General features: G+C 60.0%; 15 protein-coding genes. 9 read left to right on the forward strand and 6 right to left on the reverse strand.

Going from position 1 to position 18,278, the window contains the following annotated elements; genetic code table 11:
- Positions 1–9: 9 nt before the first annotated feature.
- The gene (locus KJF94_RS05290; protein WP_214381695.1) at positions 10–549 is read right to left on the reverse strand and encodes a TetR/AcrR family transcriptional regulator; all 540 of its coding nucleotides are present in this window, start codon (positions 547–549) and stop codon (positions 10–12) included.
- 91 nt (positions 550–640) lie between these two features.
- On the opposite strand from KJF94_RS05290, the gene KJF94_RS05295 reads away from it, so the two are divergent.
- The 4 genes from KJF94_RS05295 (at position 641) to KJF94_RS05310 (ending at position 5,419) form a co-directional block, all read left to right on the forward strand.
- Positions 641–1,831, forward strand: coding sequence for an MFS transporter (locus KJF94_RS05295; protein WP_214381697.1), 1,191 nt, complete (start codon positions 641–643; stop codon positions 1,829–1,831).
- Positions 1,832–1,875: 44 nt separating this feature from the next.
- Positions 1,876–2,187, forward strand: a complete 312-nt coding sequence (locus KJF94_RS05300; protein ID WP_214381699.1) for a cupin domain-containing protein — start codon at positions 1,876–1,878, stop codon at positions 2,185–2,187.
- 106 nt (positions 2,188–2,293) lie between these two features.
- Positions 2,294–3,445, forward strand: coding sequence for a TDT family transporter (locus KJF94_RS05305; protein ID WP_214381701.1), 1,152 nt, complete (start codon positions 2,294–2,296; stop codon positions 3,443–3,445).
- A gap of 99 nt (positions 3,446–3,544) precedes the next feature.
- Complete coding sequence (locus KJF94_RS05310; RefSeq protein ID WP_214381703.1) at positions 3,545–5,419, forward strand: MFS transporter; 1,875 nt, start codon at positions 3,545–3,547, stop codon at positions 5,417–5,419.
- Between the two features lie 47 nt (positions 5,420–5,466).
- Here the strand turns inward: KJF94_RS05310 and KJF94_RS05315 are convergent, their stop codons facing one another.
- From KJF94_RS05315 to KJF94_RS05335, 5 genes are all read right to left on the reverse strand, one after another.
- Positions 5,467–6,393: a GGDEF domain-containing protein gene (locus KJF94_RS05315; protein ID WP_214381705.1), complete on the reverse strand. Its 927-nt coding sequence runs from the start codon at positions 6,391–6,393 to the stop codon at positions 5,467–5,469.
- Between the two features lie 373 nt (positions 6,394–6,766).
- Positions 6,767–7,507, reverse strand: a complete 741-nt coding sequence (locus KJF94_RS05320) for a YciK family oxidoreductase (RefSeq protein ID WP_008031809.1) — start codon at positions 7,505–7,507, stop codon at positions 6,767–6,769.
- 176 nt (positions 7,508–7,683) lie between these two features.
- A complete protein-coding gene (mupP, locus tag KJF94_RS05325; RefSeq protein ID WP_214381707.1) occupies positions 7,684–8,355 on the reverse strand; it encodes an N-acetylmuramic acid 6-phosphate phosphatase MupP in 672 nt (223 codons plus the stop codon).
- Between the two features lie 4 nt (positions 8,356–8,359).
- A complete protein-coding gene (ubiG, locus tag KJF94_RS05330; protein WP_038982154.1) occupies positions 8,360–9,058 on the reverse strand; it encodes a bifunctional 2-polyprenyl-6-hydroxyphenol methylase/3-demethylubiquinol 3-O-methyltransferase UbiG in 699 nt (232 codons plus the stop codon).
- A 57-nt stretch (positions 9,059–9,115) separates the two neighbouring features.
- Positions 9,116–10,450 (reverse strand): TRZ/ATZ family hydrolase, encoded by a 1,335-nt coding sequence (locus tag KJF94_RS05335; RefSeq protein ID WP_214381709.1) that lies wholly within the window; start codon positions 10,448–10,450, stop codon positions 9,116–9,118.
- Between the two features lie 107 nt (positions 10,451–10,557).
- On the opposite strand from KJF94_RS05335, the gene mtnA reads away from it, so the two are divergent.
- From mtnA to hisC, 5 genes are all read left to right on the forward strand, one after another.
- Entirely contained in the window at positions 10,558–11,634 is a 1,077-nt protein-coding gene (gene mtnA, locus KJF94_RS05340) for an S-methyl-5-thioribose-1-phosphate isomerase (protein ID WP_214381711.1), read from the forward strand.
- 426 nt (positions 11,635–12,060) lie between these two features.
- Positions 12,061–14,715, forward strand: a complete 2,655-nt coding sequence (gene gyrA / locus KJF94_RS05345) for a DNA gyrase subunit A (RefSeq protein ID WP_214381713.1) — start codon at positions 12,061–12,063, stop codon at positions 14,713–14,715.
- Positions 14,716–14,951: 236 nt separating this feature from the next.
- On the forward strand, positions 14,952–16,037 hold the full coding sequence (gene serC / locus KJF94_RS05350; protein WP_084322376.1) for a 3-phosphoserine/phosphohydroxythreonine transaminase: 1,086 nt from the start codon (positions 14,952–14,954) through the stop codon (positions 16,035–16,037).
- Positions 16,037–17,131 (forward strand): prephenate dehydratase, encoded by a 1,095-nt coding sequence (gene pheA / locus KJF94_RS05355; RefSeq protein WP_007899727.1) that lies wholly within the window; start codon positions 16,037–16,039, stop codon positions 17,129–17,131. Before serC ends, pheA begins: the two co-directional genes overlap by 1 nt.
- A gap of 10 nt (positions 17,132–17,141) precedes the next feature.
- Positions 17,142–18,254: a histidinol-phosphate transaminase gene (gene hisC / locus KJF94_RS05360; RefSeq protein WP_214381715.1), complete on the forward strand. Its 1,113-nt coding sequence runs from the start codon at positions 17,142–17,144 to the stop codon at positions 18,252–18,254.
- Positions 18,255–18,278 lie beyond the last annotated feature (24 nt).

Consider the following 18,278-nt stretch of genomic DNA (forward strand, 5'->3'; position numbering starts at 1 on the left):
AAGGGGCCCTCACTGACCCAACGCAATCTCGATCAACCGATGCAACTCCTCAACCTCCAACGGTGCCTTCGAAAACAGAATGCGAAACACCGACGGCGCCGCCACCAGATTGATGAGTTGATCAGCGCTCGGTTTCGGCTGGTCAGGGTAGCGATCCAGAATCGTCTGCAACTGCCCGCCAATGAGCGTCGCGCAAAAGCCCGGCGTCAGGCTCGATTGCACATCGCGCAGCATGTTGCGGCCGGGTTCCGAGCTCATTTCGTCCAGATACTGCTCCGCCCACGCTCGCACATCCCCGCGCAGGCTGCCGGTGTTGGCCGGCTCACTGTCGGGCTGCATGCGCGCCAGGGCGACATCCGCCAGCAACGCCGACAAATCGCCCCAGCGCCGGTAAATGGTCGACGGCGTAACCCCTGCGCGCGCAGCGATTTGTGGAACGGTCACGGTGGCACGGTCCTGTTCTTCCAGGAGCGCTCGAACGGCCGAATGAATCGACTCTTGCACCCGGGCGCTACGGCCGCCGGGGCGTAAACCTTCTTTAATAGCCATGGAGCGGACCTTAACACAAAGAATTTGCTTTAAGCGCTAGCGCGTAGCACACTCCGCAAAAGCGAAAAATTAGCTTTTGCGGAGTGTACGCATGTCGAATTCAGCTTCCAACCGTTCAAGCCTGTGGTTTCTGGCGATCACTTTACTCAGTTTTCTCGCCGCTTCCACGGCACCGACGCCGTTGTATCACTTGTATCAGGAACAACTGCAATTCTCGGCAGCGACCCTGACCGTGATTTTTGGCGTCTACGCCATCAGTTTGCTGGTGGCGCTGCTGACGGTCGGTTCACTTTCGGATCATCTGGGACGCAAGCCGGTTATTTTCACGGCCGTCATACTGAACCTGCTGGCGATGCTGCTGTTTATCAATGCTGACAGCGTGGCGTGGTTGATCAGTGCGCGGGTCCTTCAGGGGTTTGCGACCGGGATGGCCACCGCCGTCTTGAGTGCCGCGCTGCTGGACACCGATCGCCAGCAGGGGCCGCTGGTCAACAGCGTTGCACCGTTACTCGGCATGGCGATTGGCGGCATGGGCTGCGGGTTGCTGGCCGAGTTTGCGCCGCTGCCGTTGCAGTTGACCTATTGGGTGCTGCTCGCGCTGTTTGTGATGCAGGCCCTGTACGTCTGGCGCCTGCCGGAAAGCGTCAGTCCGCAACCGGGGGCATGGGCCTCGTTGCGTCCGACCCTGCATGTACCGACCCAGGCACGCTCCACCTTGTGGCGGGTGTTGCCGCTGAATCTCTCGACCTGGGCGCTCGGCGGTTTTTATGCCTCGCTCGCCCCCTCGTTGTTACGCACGGCCACCGGCTCGACCTCGAATCTGATGGGTGGGGCGGCAGTAGCGGCATTGACTCTGACCGGTGCGCTGATGATCTTCACCCTGCGTAACCAACCCGCCGTGAAGGCGTTGCGGTTGGGCGGCACCTTCCTGCCAACGGGCGTCGTGTTGCTTTTACTGGGCGTACACAGCGCCAGCCTGCCATTGTTTTTCCTTGGCACGCTGGTGGCCGGTTGCGGATTCGGTGCCGGTTTCCTTGGCTCAGTGCGCAGTCTGGTGCCACTGGCGCTGCCCCATGAACGGGCGGGGTTGATGTCGGCATTTTATGTGCTCAGTTACCTGGCGTTCTGTTTGCCGTCATTGCTGGCGGGGAGTCTGACGCGGACGTTTGGCTTGGTAGCGACCACCGATGGTTATGGCGCGGTGCTGATCATCCTGTCTGTCGGTGCGTTACTGGCGTTGCTGCGTGAGCAGTCCATCAAAGTCTGTAGCGCCAATGTTTAATGATCGCTAGCCTTGGCACCGCCATTCATATCGACGGACCGCCCATGAAAATCATCCGCAGCCAATCCTTCACCGCTGACCGTGCCTGGGGCGCGCTCGACATCGCCAACATGAATGGCATCACCACCCGTTTGCACTGGACCGATCAGCCCTACAAATGGCACATCAATGACGGTCAGGAAGTGTTCGTCGTGCTCGATGGCCAGGTGCGGATGCACTACCGCGAAGAGGGTCTGGAGAAAGAGGTGGTGTTGAGAGTAGGCGATATCTTTTACGCCTCCGTGGGCACCGAGCATGTGGCGCATCCACTGGGTGTGGCGAGGATATTGGTGATCGAATCGGAAGGCAGTGTCTGAGGCTATATCTGCAAAACAGATAACAGTTAGAGATATTACCCGTTATATCGATATACGATTGGGATCTACCATGGACTCCACCTCAACAGAGGATAGGAGTTCGACTATGACATGCCCTAATGCCGCCAGACCCGGCATCAAACCCTTCAGTCATTTGCAGCATCCGCGCGAGGTGATCCGTCAGTTCACCCCGAACTGGTTCGCCGCGACCATGGGCACCGGCGTTTTAGCGCTGGCGCTGGCGCAGTTGCCGGTCGCGAGCCCAGGTTTGCACGCGGTTGCCGAATCCCTCTGGCTGTTCAATATCTTTCTGTTCGCTTTATTCACGGCGCTGTACGCGGCACGTTGGGTGCTGTTTTTCGATGAAGCGCGGCGGATTTTCGGCCATTCCACGGTATCGATGTTTTTCGGCACGATTCCCATGGGGCTGGCGACCATCATCAACGGTTTCCTGTTGTTCGGTCTGCCGCGCTGGGGTGAAGGCGTGATTCATGTTGCCGAGGTGCTGTGGTGGCTGGACGTGGCGATGTCGCTGGCCTGCGGTGTGCTGATCCCCTACATGATGTTCACCCGCCAGGAACACAGCATCGATCAGATGACTGCCGTTTGGCTGTTGCCGGTGGTGGCTGCAGAAGTGGCAGCGGCCAGCGGTGGTCTGCTGGCGCCGCACCTGGCCGACGCTCATTCGCAACTGGTGGTGCTGGTCACCAGCTACGTGCTCTGGGCATTTTCCCTGCCGGTGGCGTTCAGCATTCTGACGATCCTGTTGCTGCGCATGGCGCTGCACAAGCTGCCCCACGAAAACATGGCCGCTTCGAGCTGGCTGGCGCTCGGCCCGATTGGCACCGGGGCGCTGGGCATGTTGCTGCTGGGTGCCGACGCGCCGGCGATCTTTGCCGCCAACGGTTTGCCGGGTATTGGTGAGATCGCCGCCGGGCTGGGGCTGGTGGCCGGGATCACACTGTGGGGCTTTGGTTTGTGGTGGATGCTGATCGCGTTGTTGATCACCGGCCGTTACCTGCGCGCCGGCATTCCCTTCAACCTTGGCTGGTGGGGTTTCACCTTTCCGCTGGGCGTCTATTCTCTGGCAACGTTGAAACTGGCCAGCACCTTGAACCTGACGTTTTTCAGTGCCTTTGGCTGTGTGCTGGTGGCGCTGCTGACGGTGATGTGGCTGATCGTTGCCAAACGCACGGTGCAAGGCGCATGGCGGGGCGAGTTGTTTGTCTCGCCGTGCATTGCAGGATTAAACAAATAACCTGCAAAGATTAGGTAAGGTGTGGCCTGGATCGACGATCGACATTCCAACACAGTATCCACGCCATCATCAGGCTTCCCAACTTCAGGAACATGGAAGATGAGTCACCCCTCACAGTTCAGCTTGCTTCGCACCCGGCGCTTCCTGCCGTTTTTCGTGACCCAGTCCCTCGGGGCGTTCAACGACAACATCTTCAAGCAGTCGCTGATCCTCGCCATTCTGTACAAGTTGACAATCGAGGGCGATCGTTCGATCTGGGTCAATCTGTGTGCGCTGCTGTTTATCCTGCCGTTCTTTCTGTTTTCGGCGCTGGCCGGGCAGTTCGGCGAGAAGTTCGCCAAGGACGCGTTGATTCGCCTGATCAAGCTCGGGGAGATTGCCATCATGGCGGTCGGCGCGGTCGGGTTCGTTTTCGATCATCTGTCGCTGATGCTGGTGGCGCTGTTCGCCATGGGGACACATTCGGCGCTGTTCGGGCCGGTGAAGTACTCGATCCTGCCCCAGGCCTTGCACGAAGAAGAACTGGTGGGCGGCAACGGTCTGGTGGAAATGGGCACCTTCCTGGCGATCCTCGCCGGGACTATCGGCGCCGGAATCATGATGTCGTCCGCGCATTACGCACCCATCGTGTCTACGGCGATCATCGGCATTGCAGTGTTGGGTTATCTGGCCAGTCGCAGCATTCCACGGGCGGCGGCCTCGTCGCCGGAAATGCGCCTGAACTGGAACATCTTCAGTCAGTCCTGGGCCACCTTGAAACTGGGCCTGGGGCAAACCCCGGCGGTGTCGCGCTCGATTGTCGGCAACTCATGGTTCTGGTTTGTCGGGGCGATTTACCTGACGCAAATCCCGGCGTATGCCAAGGAGTGGATGCACGGCGACGAAACCGTGGTGACGCTGATTCTTACCGTATTCTCGGTGGGTATCGCACTCGGTTCGCTGCTCTGCGAAAAACTGTCCGGACGCAAAGTCGAGATCGGCCTGGTGCCGTTCGGCTCGTTCGGTCTGACGGTGTTCGGCTTGCTGCTGTGGTGGCATTCCGGCGGAATTCCCGACAGTGCCAATGGCCATGGCTGGATCGAGATTCTCGGCTTTGGTCACACCTGGCTGGTGTTGATCGACATTCTCGGCCTCGGGGTTTTCGGCGGTTTCTACATTGTGCCGCTGTACGCGCTGATCCAGTCACGCACCCCGGAGAACGAGCGGGCGCGGGTGATTGCCGCCAACAATATTCTCAACGCGCTGTTCATGGTGGTCTCGGCGATTGTTTCGATCGTGTTGCTGAGCCTGGCCAAGTTGTCTATCCCGCATCTGTTCCTGGTGGTGTCGCTGCTGAACATCGGCGTCAACGCCTACATCTTCAAAATCGTCCCCGAGTTCAGCATGCGCTTCATGATCTGGCTGCTCAGCCACTCCATGTACCGCGTGGAGCATCGCAATCTGGAGGCAATTCCGGATGAAGGCGCGGCGCTGCTGGTGTGCAATCACGTGTCCTTCGTCGATGCATTGTTGATTGGCGGCGCGGTGCGTCGGCCGATTCGCTTTGTGATGTACTACAAGATCTACAACCTGCCGGTACTGAACTTCATCTTTCGCACGGCCGGGACGATTCCGATTGCGGGGCGTCAGGAAGACATTCAGATTTACGAAAAGGCCTTCACGCGCATCGCTCAATACCTGAAGGACGGTGAACTGGTGTGCATCTTCCCTGAAGGCAAATTGACCGCCGATGGCGAGATCAACGAATTCAAGGGCGGGCTGACGCGGATTCTCGAAGAGACGCCGGTGCCAGTGATTCCGTTGGCATTGCAGGGGCTGTGGGGGAGTTTCTTCAGTCGCGATCCCGACAAAGGCGTGTTCCGTCGGTTGTGGTCGCGGGTGACCCTGGTGGCGGGGCCGGCGGTGGCGGTCGAGGTGGCAGAGCCCGCCAGGTTGCAAGGGATGGTCGGGGAGTTGCGTGGCGCTGCGCGCTGATACCTGTCGATGCGGGCCGCTACGGTTGCGAGCCCGCCGGCGAGTCTTCAGCCCGCCATCGCCAATCGGTTGCGTCCTTCACGCTTGGCCACATACAGCGCACTGTCGGCCCGTCGCAACAGACTTTCGGCTGACTCGCCGGGCAGCAGGGTCGAACAGCCGAGGCTGACGGTCAGCTCGATCCGCTTGCCATCGGCCATATAATCCTTGGCCTGCGCGGCAAACCGCAGCCGCTCGCCAACCAGGGCCGCCGCCTCGCGGCCGGTGTTGGACAGCAGAATCAGGAACTCTTCGCCACCAAAGCGAAACACCATGTCGACGTTGCGCAACTGGCTTTTGATCGAGGCCGCAACGGCTTTGAGTACATCGTCGCCGGCGCTGTGGCCGTGGGTATCGTTGATCTGTTTGAAGTGGTCGATGTCCAGCATCAGCAGCGACAAGGGTTGCAGATGCCGACGCGACATGTCGATTTCCCGTTGTAGCGTCTGGTCCATGGCAATGCGGTTGCCGGTATCCGTGAGGGGGTCGCGCAGGGCACTTTGGGTGGCGGCGCGGTAGAGCAGGGCATTGCGCATCGGGTACAGCAATGCGGACAGCAGCGACTCGAGGTTGCCCTGTTCCTCCTCGCTGAAACGCTGATTGCGGCGGAAAACCAGTTCGCCCAGGTGCTCGCCTTCATGGCTGAGGGTGTAGCTGATCGAGTGGTGACCGCGCAGACCGAACTCCAGGCGCAAGTCGCTGGCCTTGTGCTGGTAGCTCAAGGCGTCGAGCGGCACGAGTCGGTGAATTTCACGGTAGAAGAGCCCGAGAATGCGTTGTGGTTCAAGACTGGTTTGCAGTTGCAGGCTCAGTTGCTGGCGCACTTGCGCAAGACTGACCGGCCTCTTCAGAAGCGGGGGCTGTTGACCAAAGCCCAGGCGTTGCAATTTGGCGCTATCGAAGTCAATTGCGTTGGTCTGGGAAGGTGATTTCATATGGCGTGCGCCCCTAAGCAGTAAGGCTGTCTTACAGGCTGGGTGAGAGCGGCTTTGGGCTGCGCGTCATACTGGTCCATCAGTCCCGTAGGACATTTGGAGCAAGTCTAATCTGCTTTGTCGAAGATTAGTAACCTATCGACGCGAGCGTCGGCCCGTCTGCTTTCACACGGCGTGTCTGAGCAGATATAGAGCGAAAGTCGTGCCATTCGGTTCAGTTGGATTAAAAGGCTTGTAAATCAATATCTTGGGAGGCGTGCCGGCGGTGTTCGGCTGATTTTGTGACATTTGTTTGACTGGAATAAACCGCAGTTATGACGCTCGTCAGGTGCCGTGACGGAAATTCGCCACGGCACAAAAGCGACGCACGGCGTTACTGAGCGTTGAACGCCTGGCCGTTGATGCCGGTGCTGTCCGGGCCCATCAGGTAGAGATAGACCGGCATGATCTCTTCGGGAGTCGGGTTATTCAGCGGGTTTTCACCGGGGTAAGCCTGGGCGCGCATGCTGGTGCGGGTGGCGCCGGGGTTGATGCTGTTCGAGCGCACCGGGGCCACGGTATCGACTTCGTCGGCCAGGGTTTGCATCAGACCTTCGGTGGCAAACTTGGAGACACCGTAAGCGCCCCAATACGCACGGCCTTTGCGGCCGACGCTGCTGGAAGTGAACACCACCGAAGCGTCCTGAGACAGCTTCAGCAGCGGCAACAACGTGCTGGTGAGCATGAACATGGCGTTGACGTTGACTTGCATGACACGCATGAAGTTTTCGCCGGACAGTTGTTCGATCGGCGTACGTGGACCAATGATCGATGCGTTGTGCAGTAAGCCGTCGAGGTGGCCGAACTCGGTTTCGATCATCGCCGCCAGTTCATCGTATTGATGGGGCAGGGCGGTTTCCAGGTTGAACGGAATCACGGCCGGTTGTGGGTGGCCGGCAGCCTCGATTTCGTCATAGACCTGAGTCAGGTTGGCTTCGGTCTTGCCCAGCAGCAGTACGGTGGCGCCGTGGGCAGCATAGGTTTTCGCAGCGGCAGCGCCGATGCCGCGACCAGCGCCGGTGACCAGAATGACCCGGTCCTTGAGCAATTCAGGGCGGGCGGAATAATCAAACATAAAAACCCTCACAACAATTCAGTAGTCAGGCATCGCACTTGTGGCGAGGGAGCTTGCTCCCGCTCGGCTGCGAAGCAGTCGTGATTCAGTCAGCTTGGTGCGACTGATTCACGAATTTGGGGGCCGCTGCGCGACCCAGCGGGAGCAAGCTCCCTCGCCACAAAAAGCGATTCGGCTCAGCAGCTGCAGAGTGCGCTATCCAGCACTTTGCGCAACTCCAGCGGATGATCAACCACCACATCCGCCCCCCAATGCCGCGGGTTATCGTCCGGATGAATGTAGCCATAGGTCACGGCGGCCGTCCGGGTGCCGGCATCGCGGCCAGACTCGATATCACGCAGGTCATCACCCACGAACAGCACGCTGGCCGGATCGAGGTCGAGCATCTTGCACGCCAGGATCAAAGGCTCCGGGTCCGGTTTGCTGTTCTTCACGTGATCCGGGCAGATCAACAGCGCCGAACGCTCGGCCAGCCCCAGTTGCTGCATGATCGGCTCGGCAAACCGCAGAGGTTTGTTGGTGACCACGCCCCAGATCAGGTTGGCTTTCTCGATGTCGGCCAGGACTTCGGCCATGCCGTCGAACAGCTTGCTGTGAACGGCGCAACCCGCGAGGTAACGCTCGAGGAATTCCAAACGAAGTTCTTCGAAGCCCGGAGATTCCGGGTCCATCGAAAACGTCACGGCAACCATCGCCTTGGCGCCGCCGGAGATCTCGTCTCGGATGTGCTTGTCATTTACCGGCGGCAAACCGCGGTCGGCACGCATCGCCTGACAGATCGCAATGAAGTCCGGCGCGGTGTCGAGCAGCGTGCCGTCCATGTCGAAAAGGACTGCTCTGATACGCATCGGCTTACTCCTCGCGCAGGGTCTGGATCATGTAGTTGACGTCCACGTCGGAGGCCAGTTTGTAGTGCTTGGTCAGCGGGTTGTAGGTCAGGCCGATGATGTCCTTGACGGTCAGGCCGGCCATGCGGCTCCAGGCGCCGAGCTCGGAAGGTCGGATGAATTTCTTGAAGTCGTGCGTGCCGCGCGGCAGCAGCTTCATGATGTATTCGGCACCAACGATGGCGAACAGGTACGCCTTCGGGTTGCGGTTGATGGTGGAAAAGAACACCTGGCCGCCCGGCTTGACCATTTTGAAGCAGGCGCGGATCACGGATGATGGGTCCGGCACGTGCTCGAGCATTTCCAGGCAAGTGACCACGTCGAATTGCTCGGGCATTTCTTCTGCCAGGGCTTCGGCGGTGATCTGGCGGTATTCGACGCTTACGCCGGATTCCAGCTGATGCAATTGAGCGACGGCCAGCGGCGCTTCGCCCATGTCGATGCCCATCACGGTCGCGCCGCGTTGCGCCATGGCTTCGCTGAGGATGCCGCCGCCGCAACCGACGTCGAGGACTTTCTTGCCGGCCAGGTTGACGCGTTCGTCAATCCAGTTGACCCGCAACGGGTTGATATCGTGCAGCGGTTTGAATTCGCTCTCGCGGTCCCACCAACGATGGGCCAGGGCTTCGAATTTGGCGATTTCGGCGTAGTCGACGTTACTCATGGTTCATCCTCTAAAACTTGAAAAATTCTGTTGCCCCGGCGGTTGGCTCCGGGGTACTTACGATTCGGTGTGGCCGCTGATGCGCTGGCCCCAGGCCTTGGCGGTGGCGCAAAGCTGTTCTTCATCCAGACGGGTCAGGCGACGGTCGTCGAGCAGTTGCTTGCCTCCCACCCAAAGGTGTTTCACACAGTCGCGACCGGTGGCGTATATAAGCTGCGAAACCGGGTCGTAGACCGGTTGCTGCGCCAGGCCGGAAAGGTCGAACGCGACCATGTCCGCGACTTTGCCGATTTCCAGCGAGCCGACCTCCGCCTCGATCCCCAGCGCCCGGGCGCCATTGAGCGTGGCCATGCGCAGGGCGCGATGGGCGTCCAGCGCGGTGGCCGAGCCGGCGACGGCCTTGGCGAGCAATGCGGCGGTGCGGGTTTCGCCGAGCAGGTCGAGGTCATTGTTGCTGGCCGCGCCGTCGGTGCCGACGGCCACGTTGACGCCCGCCTGCCACAAACGCTCCACGGGGCAGAAACCGCTGGCCAGCTTCAGGTTCGACTCCGGGCAATGAATCACATTGGTGTTGCTTTCTACTAGCATCACCAGGTCTTCATCGCTGATCTGAGTCATGTGAACCGCCTGGAAGCGCGGGCCCAACAGGCCCAGGCGCGCAAGTCGGGCCAACGGGCGTTCGCCGTGCTGCTCGACCGCCTGCTGCACTTCGAAGGCTGTTTCGTGGACGTGCATGTGAATCGACGCGTCCAGCTCTTCGGCGATCACCCGGATTTTCTCCAGGTTTTCGTCGCCCACGGTGTAAGGCGCGTGGGGGCCGAAGGTGACTTTGATGCGCTCGTGGTGCTTGAGATCGTTGAACAGTTCGACGCCCTGACGAATGGCTTCGTCCGCCGTGCTGGCGCCCGGGATCGGGAAATCGAGGATCGGAATCGCGATTTGCGCGCGTATGCCACTGTTATGCACACGTTCGCTGGCAACCTTCGGGAAGAAATACATGTCAGAGAAGCAAGTGATGCCACCTTTGATCTGTTCGGCGATGGCAAGGTCGGTGCCGTCGCGTACAAAGGCTTCATCGACCCACTTGGCTTCGGCGGGCCAGATGTGGTTTTCCAGCCAGGTCATCAGCGGCAGATCGTCTGCCAGGCCGCGGAACAGTGTCATCGCCGCGTGCCCGTGAGCATTGATCAGGCCGGGGCTGAGCAGCATGTCCGGCAGTTCGCGGACTTCGGTTGCGCCCAGTTTCAGCGCAGCCGCGCGCGGGCCGATAAAGGCAATGCGCCCGTCGCGGATGCCCAGGCCGTGCTCTTTGAGGACAACGCCAGCGGGTTCGACGGGTACCAGCCAGGTCGGCAGCAATAACAGGTCGAGCGCAGCTGCAGTGTTCGGCATCGAGAGTCGGTTCCAGTGCTTTTGTAAAGGATGGCGAAGTATACCCGAGCGTCTTCGCGGGGGGATCGCTATAATCGGCCGCTTTGTTACTGAGTACGGGGTGTGGGATGCGCGATCGACTGTTGGCTGCGGAGAAGGTGAAGGCCATCGATTGGCGTGATGGCGCCCTGTACCTGCTGGATCAGCGTGTTTTGCCGTTCGAGGAAACCTGGATTGCCTACGCCAGCGCTGCTGGCGTGGCCGAGGCCATTCGTTCGATGGTGGTGCGCGGCGCGCCGGCGATTGGCATCAGTGCTGCGTATGCCATGGTGCTGGCAGCCCGCGCCCGTATTGCCGAGGGCGGTGACTGGCAGGCCGCGTGGGAAGAGGATTATGCGTTGCTGGCCGATTCCCGGCCAACGGCAGTGAATCTGTTCTGGGCCTTGAGTCGCATGCGTGACCGCCTGGATCGCCTCAAGGGCGATGCCGACCCTCTGGCGGCGCTGGAAGCGGAGGCCATTGCCATTCACGAAAGTGATCGCGAAGCCAACCTGACGATGGCACAACTGGGTGTGGACCTGATCCGCAAGCATCAGGGCAACGCGCAGGCGATCCTGACCCACTGCAACACCGGCGCGCTGGCCACCGGCGGTTTCGGTACGGCGCTGGGCGTCATTCGCGGGGCGTTCATCGAAGGCATGGTCGAGCGCGTGTATGCCGATGAAACCCGTCCGTGGCTGCAAGGTTCGCGCCTGACGGCGTGGGAACTGGCCAACGAAGGCATTCCCGTGACCCTCAATGCCGACTCCGCCGCCGCCCATATCATGAAGACCAAAGGCATTACCTGGGTCATCGTCGGCGCCGACCGGATCACCGCCAATGGTGATGTGGCCAACAAGATCGGTACTTATCAACTGGCGGTGAACGCCATGCACCACGGCGTGCGCTTCATGGTGGTGGCGCCCAGTTCGACCATCGACATGAACCTGGCCAGTGGCGACGACATTCCGATTGAAGAGCGTGACGGCCGCGAGTTGCTGGAAGTCGGCGGCAAGCGGGTCGGGGCGGATGTGGATGCGTTCAATCCGGTGTTCGATGTGACGCCTGCGGACTTGATCGATGCGATCGTTACGGAAAAAGGCATCGTCGAACGTCCGGACACGGCGAAGATGGCGCAGTTGATGTGCCGCAAGCGTCTGCATTGAGGACGTCCGGCGCCTTGTGAATCGCCATCGCCAGCAGGCTGGCTCCCACAGGTTTTGTGATCGACACCGATCAAGTGGGAGCCAGCCTGCTGGCGATGAGGCCCTCAAAGTCAATAAACATCGGTAATTCAGCTGCCAATTCTGCATTCGGAGCGGCTCTAAGCCCCTCTCGTCCCCGTTAAGCCTGCCATCAGTCAACTAACTACACTCCATGCGCATCTGGGGGATAGGTGCGTGGCGGCTCTTGTGATAACATCCGGCGGTTTCCAAGGTAGCCCGATATGGCTGCCTTTACTGCGCAGATCCATGGCATAACTCGTTGATTTGTCGTAAGTCGGTGCATTGGCACTTAGCCTGCATCGGCGAGCTTCGTTCGTCCCATATGGATGTGACGAAGTTTCACCAGAAAAAGGAATCAGGCTTCTCATGGGCGAACTGGCCAAAGAAATCCTCCCGGTCAATATCGAAGACGAGCTGAAGCAGTCCTACCTCGACTACGCGATGAGCGTAATTGTCGGGCGGGCACTGCCGGATGCGCGCGATGGCTTGAAGCCCGTGCACCGGCGTGTGCTGTTCGCGATGAGCGAGCTGGGCAACGACTTCAACAAGCCGTACAAGAAATCTGCCCGTGTTGTCGGTGACGTGATCGGTAAGTATCACCCGCACGGTGATACCGCGGTGTACGACACCATCGTTCGGATGGCGCAGCCATTCTCGCTGCGCTACCTGCTGGTAGACGGTCAAGGCAACTTCGGTTCGGTGGACGGCGACAACGCCGCGGCCATGCGATACACCGAAGTGCGCATGACCAAGCTGGCGCACGAGCTGCTGGCCGACCTGCATAAAGAAACCGTGGACTGGGTGCCGAACTACGACGGCACCGAAATGATCCCGGCGGTCATGCCGACCCGTATTCCCAACCTGCTGGTCAACGGCTCCAGCGGTATCGCCGTGGGCATGGCGACCAACATTCCGCCGCACAACCTCGGTGAAGTCATCGACGGTTGCCTGGCACTCATCGACAACCCCGAGTTGACCATCGATGAGCTGATGCAATACATCCCCGGTCCGGACTTCCCGACCGCCGCGATCATCAACGGTCGCGCCGGTATCATCGAAGCCTACCGCACCGGTCGCGGCCGCATTTACATGCGCGCCCGCTCGATGATCGAAGACATCGACAAGGTCGGTGGGCGTCAGCAGATCGTCATCACCGAACTCCCTTACCAGCTGAACAAGGCCCGTCTGATCGAGAAGATCGCCGAGCTGGTAAAAGAGAAGAAACTCGAAGGCATCACCGAACTGCGCGACGAGTCCGACAAGGACGGTATGCGCGTCGTCATCGAACTGCGTCGTGGCGAAGTGCCTGAGGTGATCCTCAACAACCTCTACGCCCAGACCCAGCTGCAAGCGGTGTTCGGTATCAACATCGTCGCGCTGATCGATGGCCGTCCGCGGATCCTGAACCTAAAGGACCTGCTGGAAGCCTTCGTTCGTCACCGTCGCGAAGTCGTTACCCGTCGTACCGTGTTCGAGCTGCGTAAAGCCCGCGAACGTGGCCACATTCTGGAAGGTCAAGCGGTTGCCCTGTCGAACATCGACCCGGTCATCGCCCTGATCAAGGCCTCGCCGACGCCGTCGGAAGCCAAGGAAGCGCTGATCAAGACCGCGTGGGAATCTTCCGCCGTGGTCGCGATGGTTGAACGCGCCGGCGCTGACTCGTGCCGTCCAGAGACACTGGACCCGCAATACGGTCTGCGCGAAGGCAAGTACTTCCTGTCGCCGGAACAGGCGCAAGCCATTCTGGAACTGCGTCTGCACCGTCTGACCGGTCTGGAACACGAAAAGCTGCTGGCCGAGTATCAAGAGATCCTCAACCAGATCGGCGAGCTGATCCGCATCCTCAGCAGCGCCACGCGCTTGATGGAAGTGATCCGCGAAGAGCTGGAAGTGATCCGCGCCGAATACGGCGACGTGCGTCGCACCGAGATTCTCGATGCCCGTCTCGACCTGACGCTGGGTGACATGATCCCGGAAGAAGAGCGCGTCGTGACCATTTCCCACGGTGGCTACGCCAAGACCCAGCCATTGGCTGCGTACCAGGCCCAGCGTCGTGGCGGTAAAGGCAAATCGGCTACCGGCGTCAAGGATGAGGACTACATCGCTCACCTGCTGGTCGCCAACAGCCACACCACGCTGTTGCTGTTCTCCAGCAAAGGCAAGGTGTACTGGCTGAAAACCTACGAAATTCCGGAAGCGTCCCGCGCTGCCCGTGGTCGTCCGTTGGTCAACCTGCTGCCGCTGGACAGTGATGAATACATCACCACCATGCTGCCGGTCGAGGAGTACACCGAAGGTCACTTCATCTTCATGGCTACCGCCAAAGGCACCGTGAAGAAGACCCCGCTGGAATCCTTCAGTCGTCAACGCAGCGTCGGCTTGATCGCGCTGGAGCTGGATGAAGGTGACGTACTGATCTCTGCCGCCATTACCGATGGCGATCGCGAAGTCATGCTGTTCTCCGACGGCGGCAAGGTCACTCGCTTCAAGGAAACCGACGTTCGCGCCATGGGCCGTACCGCTCGCGGTGTCCGCGGCATGCGTCTGCCGGAAGGCCAGAAGCTGATTTCCATGCTGATCCCGGAAGAAGGCAGCCAGATCCTCACCGCTTCAGCCCGTGGTTTCGGCAAGCGCACGGCGATCACCGAGTTCCCTGAGTACAAGCGTGGCGGTCAGGGCGTTATCGCCATGGTCAGCAACGACCGTAACGGCCGTCTGGTCGGCGCGGTTCAAGTGCTCGATGGCGAGGAAATCATGCTGATTTCCGACCAGGGTACTTTGGTTCGTACCCGTGTCGACGAAGTCTCCAGCCTGGGTCGTAACACCCAGGGCGTGACCCTGATCAAGCTGGCCAGCGATGAAACGCTGGTAGGCCTGGAGCGGGTTCAGGAGCCGTCGGAAGTCGAAGGCGAAGAGCTGGAAGGTGAAGAGGGCGCAGTGTTCGACGGTGAAGTGGTGATCGACGACGTTGTTGAAGACCAGCAGCTCGACGCCGCCGCTGACGAAGAACCGCAAGAGTAAGCGGACAAACAGGGGGCGGATGAAAATTCGCCCCCTTGTTGTTTGTACATTATGAAATATCGATACCTATGGGGATCCCATGTGGGAGCGAGCCTGCTCGCGATGCAGGCGACGCGGTATGTCTGAAGCACCGCGCTGATGCAATCGCGAGCAGGCTCGCTCCCACAAATGTTTCAGCAGGGCCCCGTGTCGACTGATAATGCGATTGATACCACCAAATCAGAGCGAGATTGGATGTGAGCAAGAGAGCCTATAACTTCTGTGCCGGTCCTGCGGCACTTCCCGAAGCTGTCCTGCAGCGCGCCCAGGGTGAACTCCTTGATTGGCACGGCAAGGGCCTCTCGGTCATGGAAATGAGCCATCGCAGCGATGAGTTCGTGTCCATTGCGACCAAGGCCGAACAGGATCTGCGTGATCTGCTGAATATCCCCTCGAACTATAAAGTTCTGTTCCTGCAAGGCGGCGCCAGCCAGCAATTCGCTCAGATCCCTCTGAACCTGTTGCCGGAAAGCGGCACTGCCGACTATATCGATACCGGTATCTGGTCGCAGAAAGCCATCGAAGAAGCTTCGCGCTACGGTAACGTCAACGTCGCCGCCACCGCCAAGCCTTACGACTATTTCGCTATCCCCGGTCAGAACGAATGGAAGCTGTCGAAAGACGCGGCCTACGTTCACTACGCACCGAACGAAACCATTGGTGGTCTGGAATTCAACTGGGTCCCGGAAACCGGTGACGTTCCGTTGGTCGCCGACATGTCCTCGGACATCCTCTCGCGTCCGATCGATGTTTCGCGCTTCGGCATGATCTACGCCGGCGCCCAGAAAAACATCGGCCCGAGCGGCATCGTTGTGAACATCGTTCGCGAAGACCTGCTGGGGCATGCCCGCTCCCTGTGCCCGACCATGCTCAACTACAAGGTCGCGGCCGATAACGGCTCGATGTACAACACCCCGCCAACCCTGGCCTGGTACCTGTCCGGCCTGGTGTTCGAGTGGCTGAAAGAGCAGGGTGGTGTCGAAGCCATCGGCAAGCTCAACGAAGTGAAACAGCGCACGCTGTACGACTTCATCGATGCCAGCGGCCTCTACAGCAACCCGATCAACAAGTCCGACCGCTCGTGGATGAACGTACCGTTCCGTCTGGCTGACGATCGTCTCGACAAGCCATTCCTGGCCGGTGCCGACGAGCGTGGCCTGCTGAACCTCAAGGGTCACCGTTCCGTGGGCGGCATGCGCGCCTCCATCTATAACGCCGTCGACATCGTTGCGGTCAACGCACTGGTTTCGTACATGGCAGAGTTCGAGAAGGAACACGGCTAATGTCTGAGCAAGAACTCAAGGCACTGCGCCTGCGCATTGATGCCCTGGACGAAAAAGTCCTGGAGCTGATCAGTGAGCGCGCACGTTGCGCCCAGGAAGTTGCGCGAGTAAAGATGGCCTCGCTGGCCGAAGGCGAAGTGCCGGTGTTCTATCGTCCTGAGCGTGAAGCTCAGGTGCTCAAGCGTGTGATGGAGCGCAATCAGGGTCCGCTGGGCAACGAAGAGATGGCGCGGTTGTTCCGCGAAATCATGTCCTCGTGCCTGGCTCTCGAGCAACCGCTGAAAGTGGCTTACCTCGGTCCTGAAGGCACCTTCACTCAAGCCGCGGCCATGAAGCACTTCGGTCATGCCGTTATCAGCAAGCCGATGGCGGCGATCGACGAGGTGTTCCGCGAGGTGGCGGCCGGTGCGGTAAACTTTGGCGTAGTCCCGGTGGAAAACTCCACCGAGGGTGCGGTCAACCACACCCTCGACAGCTTCCTCGAACACGACATGGTCATCTGTGGCGAAGTCGAGTTGCGGATTCACCACCACTTGCTGGTCGGTGAAAACACCAAGACCGACAGCATCAGCCGCATCTATTCCCACGCCCAGTCGCTGGCCCAGTGCCGCAAGTGGCTGGATGCACACTACCCGAATGTCGAGCGCGTGGCGGTTTCGAGCAATGCCGAAGCGGCGAAGCGGGTCAAAGGTGAGTGGAACTCGGCGGCCATTGCCGGCGACATGGCTGCAGGCTTGTACGGGCTGACCCGTCTGGCCGAGAAAATCGAGGATCGCCCGGACAACTCCACGCGATTCCTGATGATCGGCAGCCAGGAAGTGCCGCCGACCGGCGACGACAAGACCTCGATCATTGTGTCGATGAGCAACAAACCCGGCGCGCTTCACGAGTTGCTGGTGCCGTTCCACGACAATGGCATCGACCTGACGCGAATCGAGACGCGTCCTTCGCGCAGCGGTAAATGGACCTACGTGTTCTTTATCGACTTCGTCGGCCACCACCGCGATCCACTGGTAAAAGGTGTGCTGGAAAAAATCAGTCAGGAAGCAGTGGCACTTAAAGTGTTGGGTTCCTACCCGAAAGCCGTTCTCTAAGGGGTAGCAAATGAGTGGCAACTTCCTCGCTCTGGCACAGCCAGGCGTGCAACAACTCTCGCCTTACGTTCCGGGCAAACCTGTGGACGAACTGGCGCGCGAGCTGAATATCGATCCGGCCAGCATCGTCAAGCTGGCGAGCAACGAAAACCCGTTGGGCGCCAGTCCGAAGGCGCTGGCGGCGATTCGTGAAGAGCTGGCCGAGCTGACCCGTTATCCGGATGGCAACGGTTTTGCGCTCAAGACCCTGCTGGCCGACCACTGTCGCGTCGAGCTGAATCAGGTGACGCTGGGTAATGGCTCCAACGACATTCTGGAACTGGTCGCTCGCGCTTATTTGGCACCGGGTCTGAACGCGGTGTTCAGCGAGCATGCGTTTGCGGTCTATCCGATCGTCACGCAAGCCGTCGGCGCTACCGCCAAAGTGATTCCGGCCAAAGACTGGGGTCATGATCTGTCGGCCATGCTGGCTGCCATCGACGCCGATACCCGCGTGGTCTTCATCGCCAACCCGAACAACCCGACCGGAACCTGGTTTGGCGCCGAAGCGCTGGACGAGTTCCTGCAGGACGTTCCGGAACACGTGCTGGTGGTGCTGGACGAGGCCTACATCGAATACGCCGAAGGCAGCGACCTGCCGGATGGTCTCGACTACCTGGCGGCCTACCCGAATTTGCTGGTCTCGCGCACCTTCTCCAAGGCCTACGGCCTGGCGGCGCTGCGGGTCGGTTATGGCTTGTCCACCGCAGTGGTTGCCGATGTGCTGAACCGCGTGCGCCAGCCGTTCAACGTTAACAGCCTGGCCCTGGCCGCTGCCTGCGCTGCGTTGCAAGATGCCGACTACCTGGCTGAAAGCCGCCGCCTGAACGAAGCCGGCATGCAGCAGCTTGAAGCGGGTTTCCGCGAGCTGGGGCTGAGCTGGATTCCGTCCAAGGGCAACTTCATCTGCGTCGATCTGGGTCGTGTGGCGGCCCCGGTTTTCCAAGGGTTGCTGCGTGAAGGCGTGATTGTGCGTCCAGTGGCCAACTACGGCATGCCGAACCACTTGCGCATCACCATCGGCCTGCCGGCGGAAAACAGCCGCTTCCTTGAGGCGCTGACCAAGGTTCTGGCTCGTGGTTGATGTCACTGCTCTGCAATCTGCTGA

This window comes from Pseudomonas hormoni (genome assembly GCF_018502625.1).
Lineage (GTDB): Bacteria > Pseudomonadota > Gammaproteobacteria > Pseudomonadales > Pseudomonadaceae > Aquipseudomonas > Aquipseudomonas hormoni.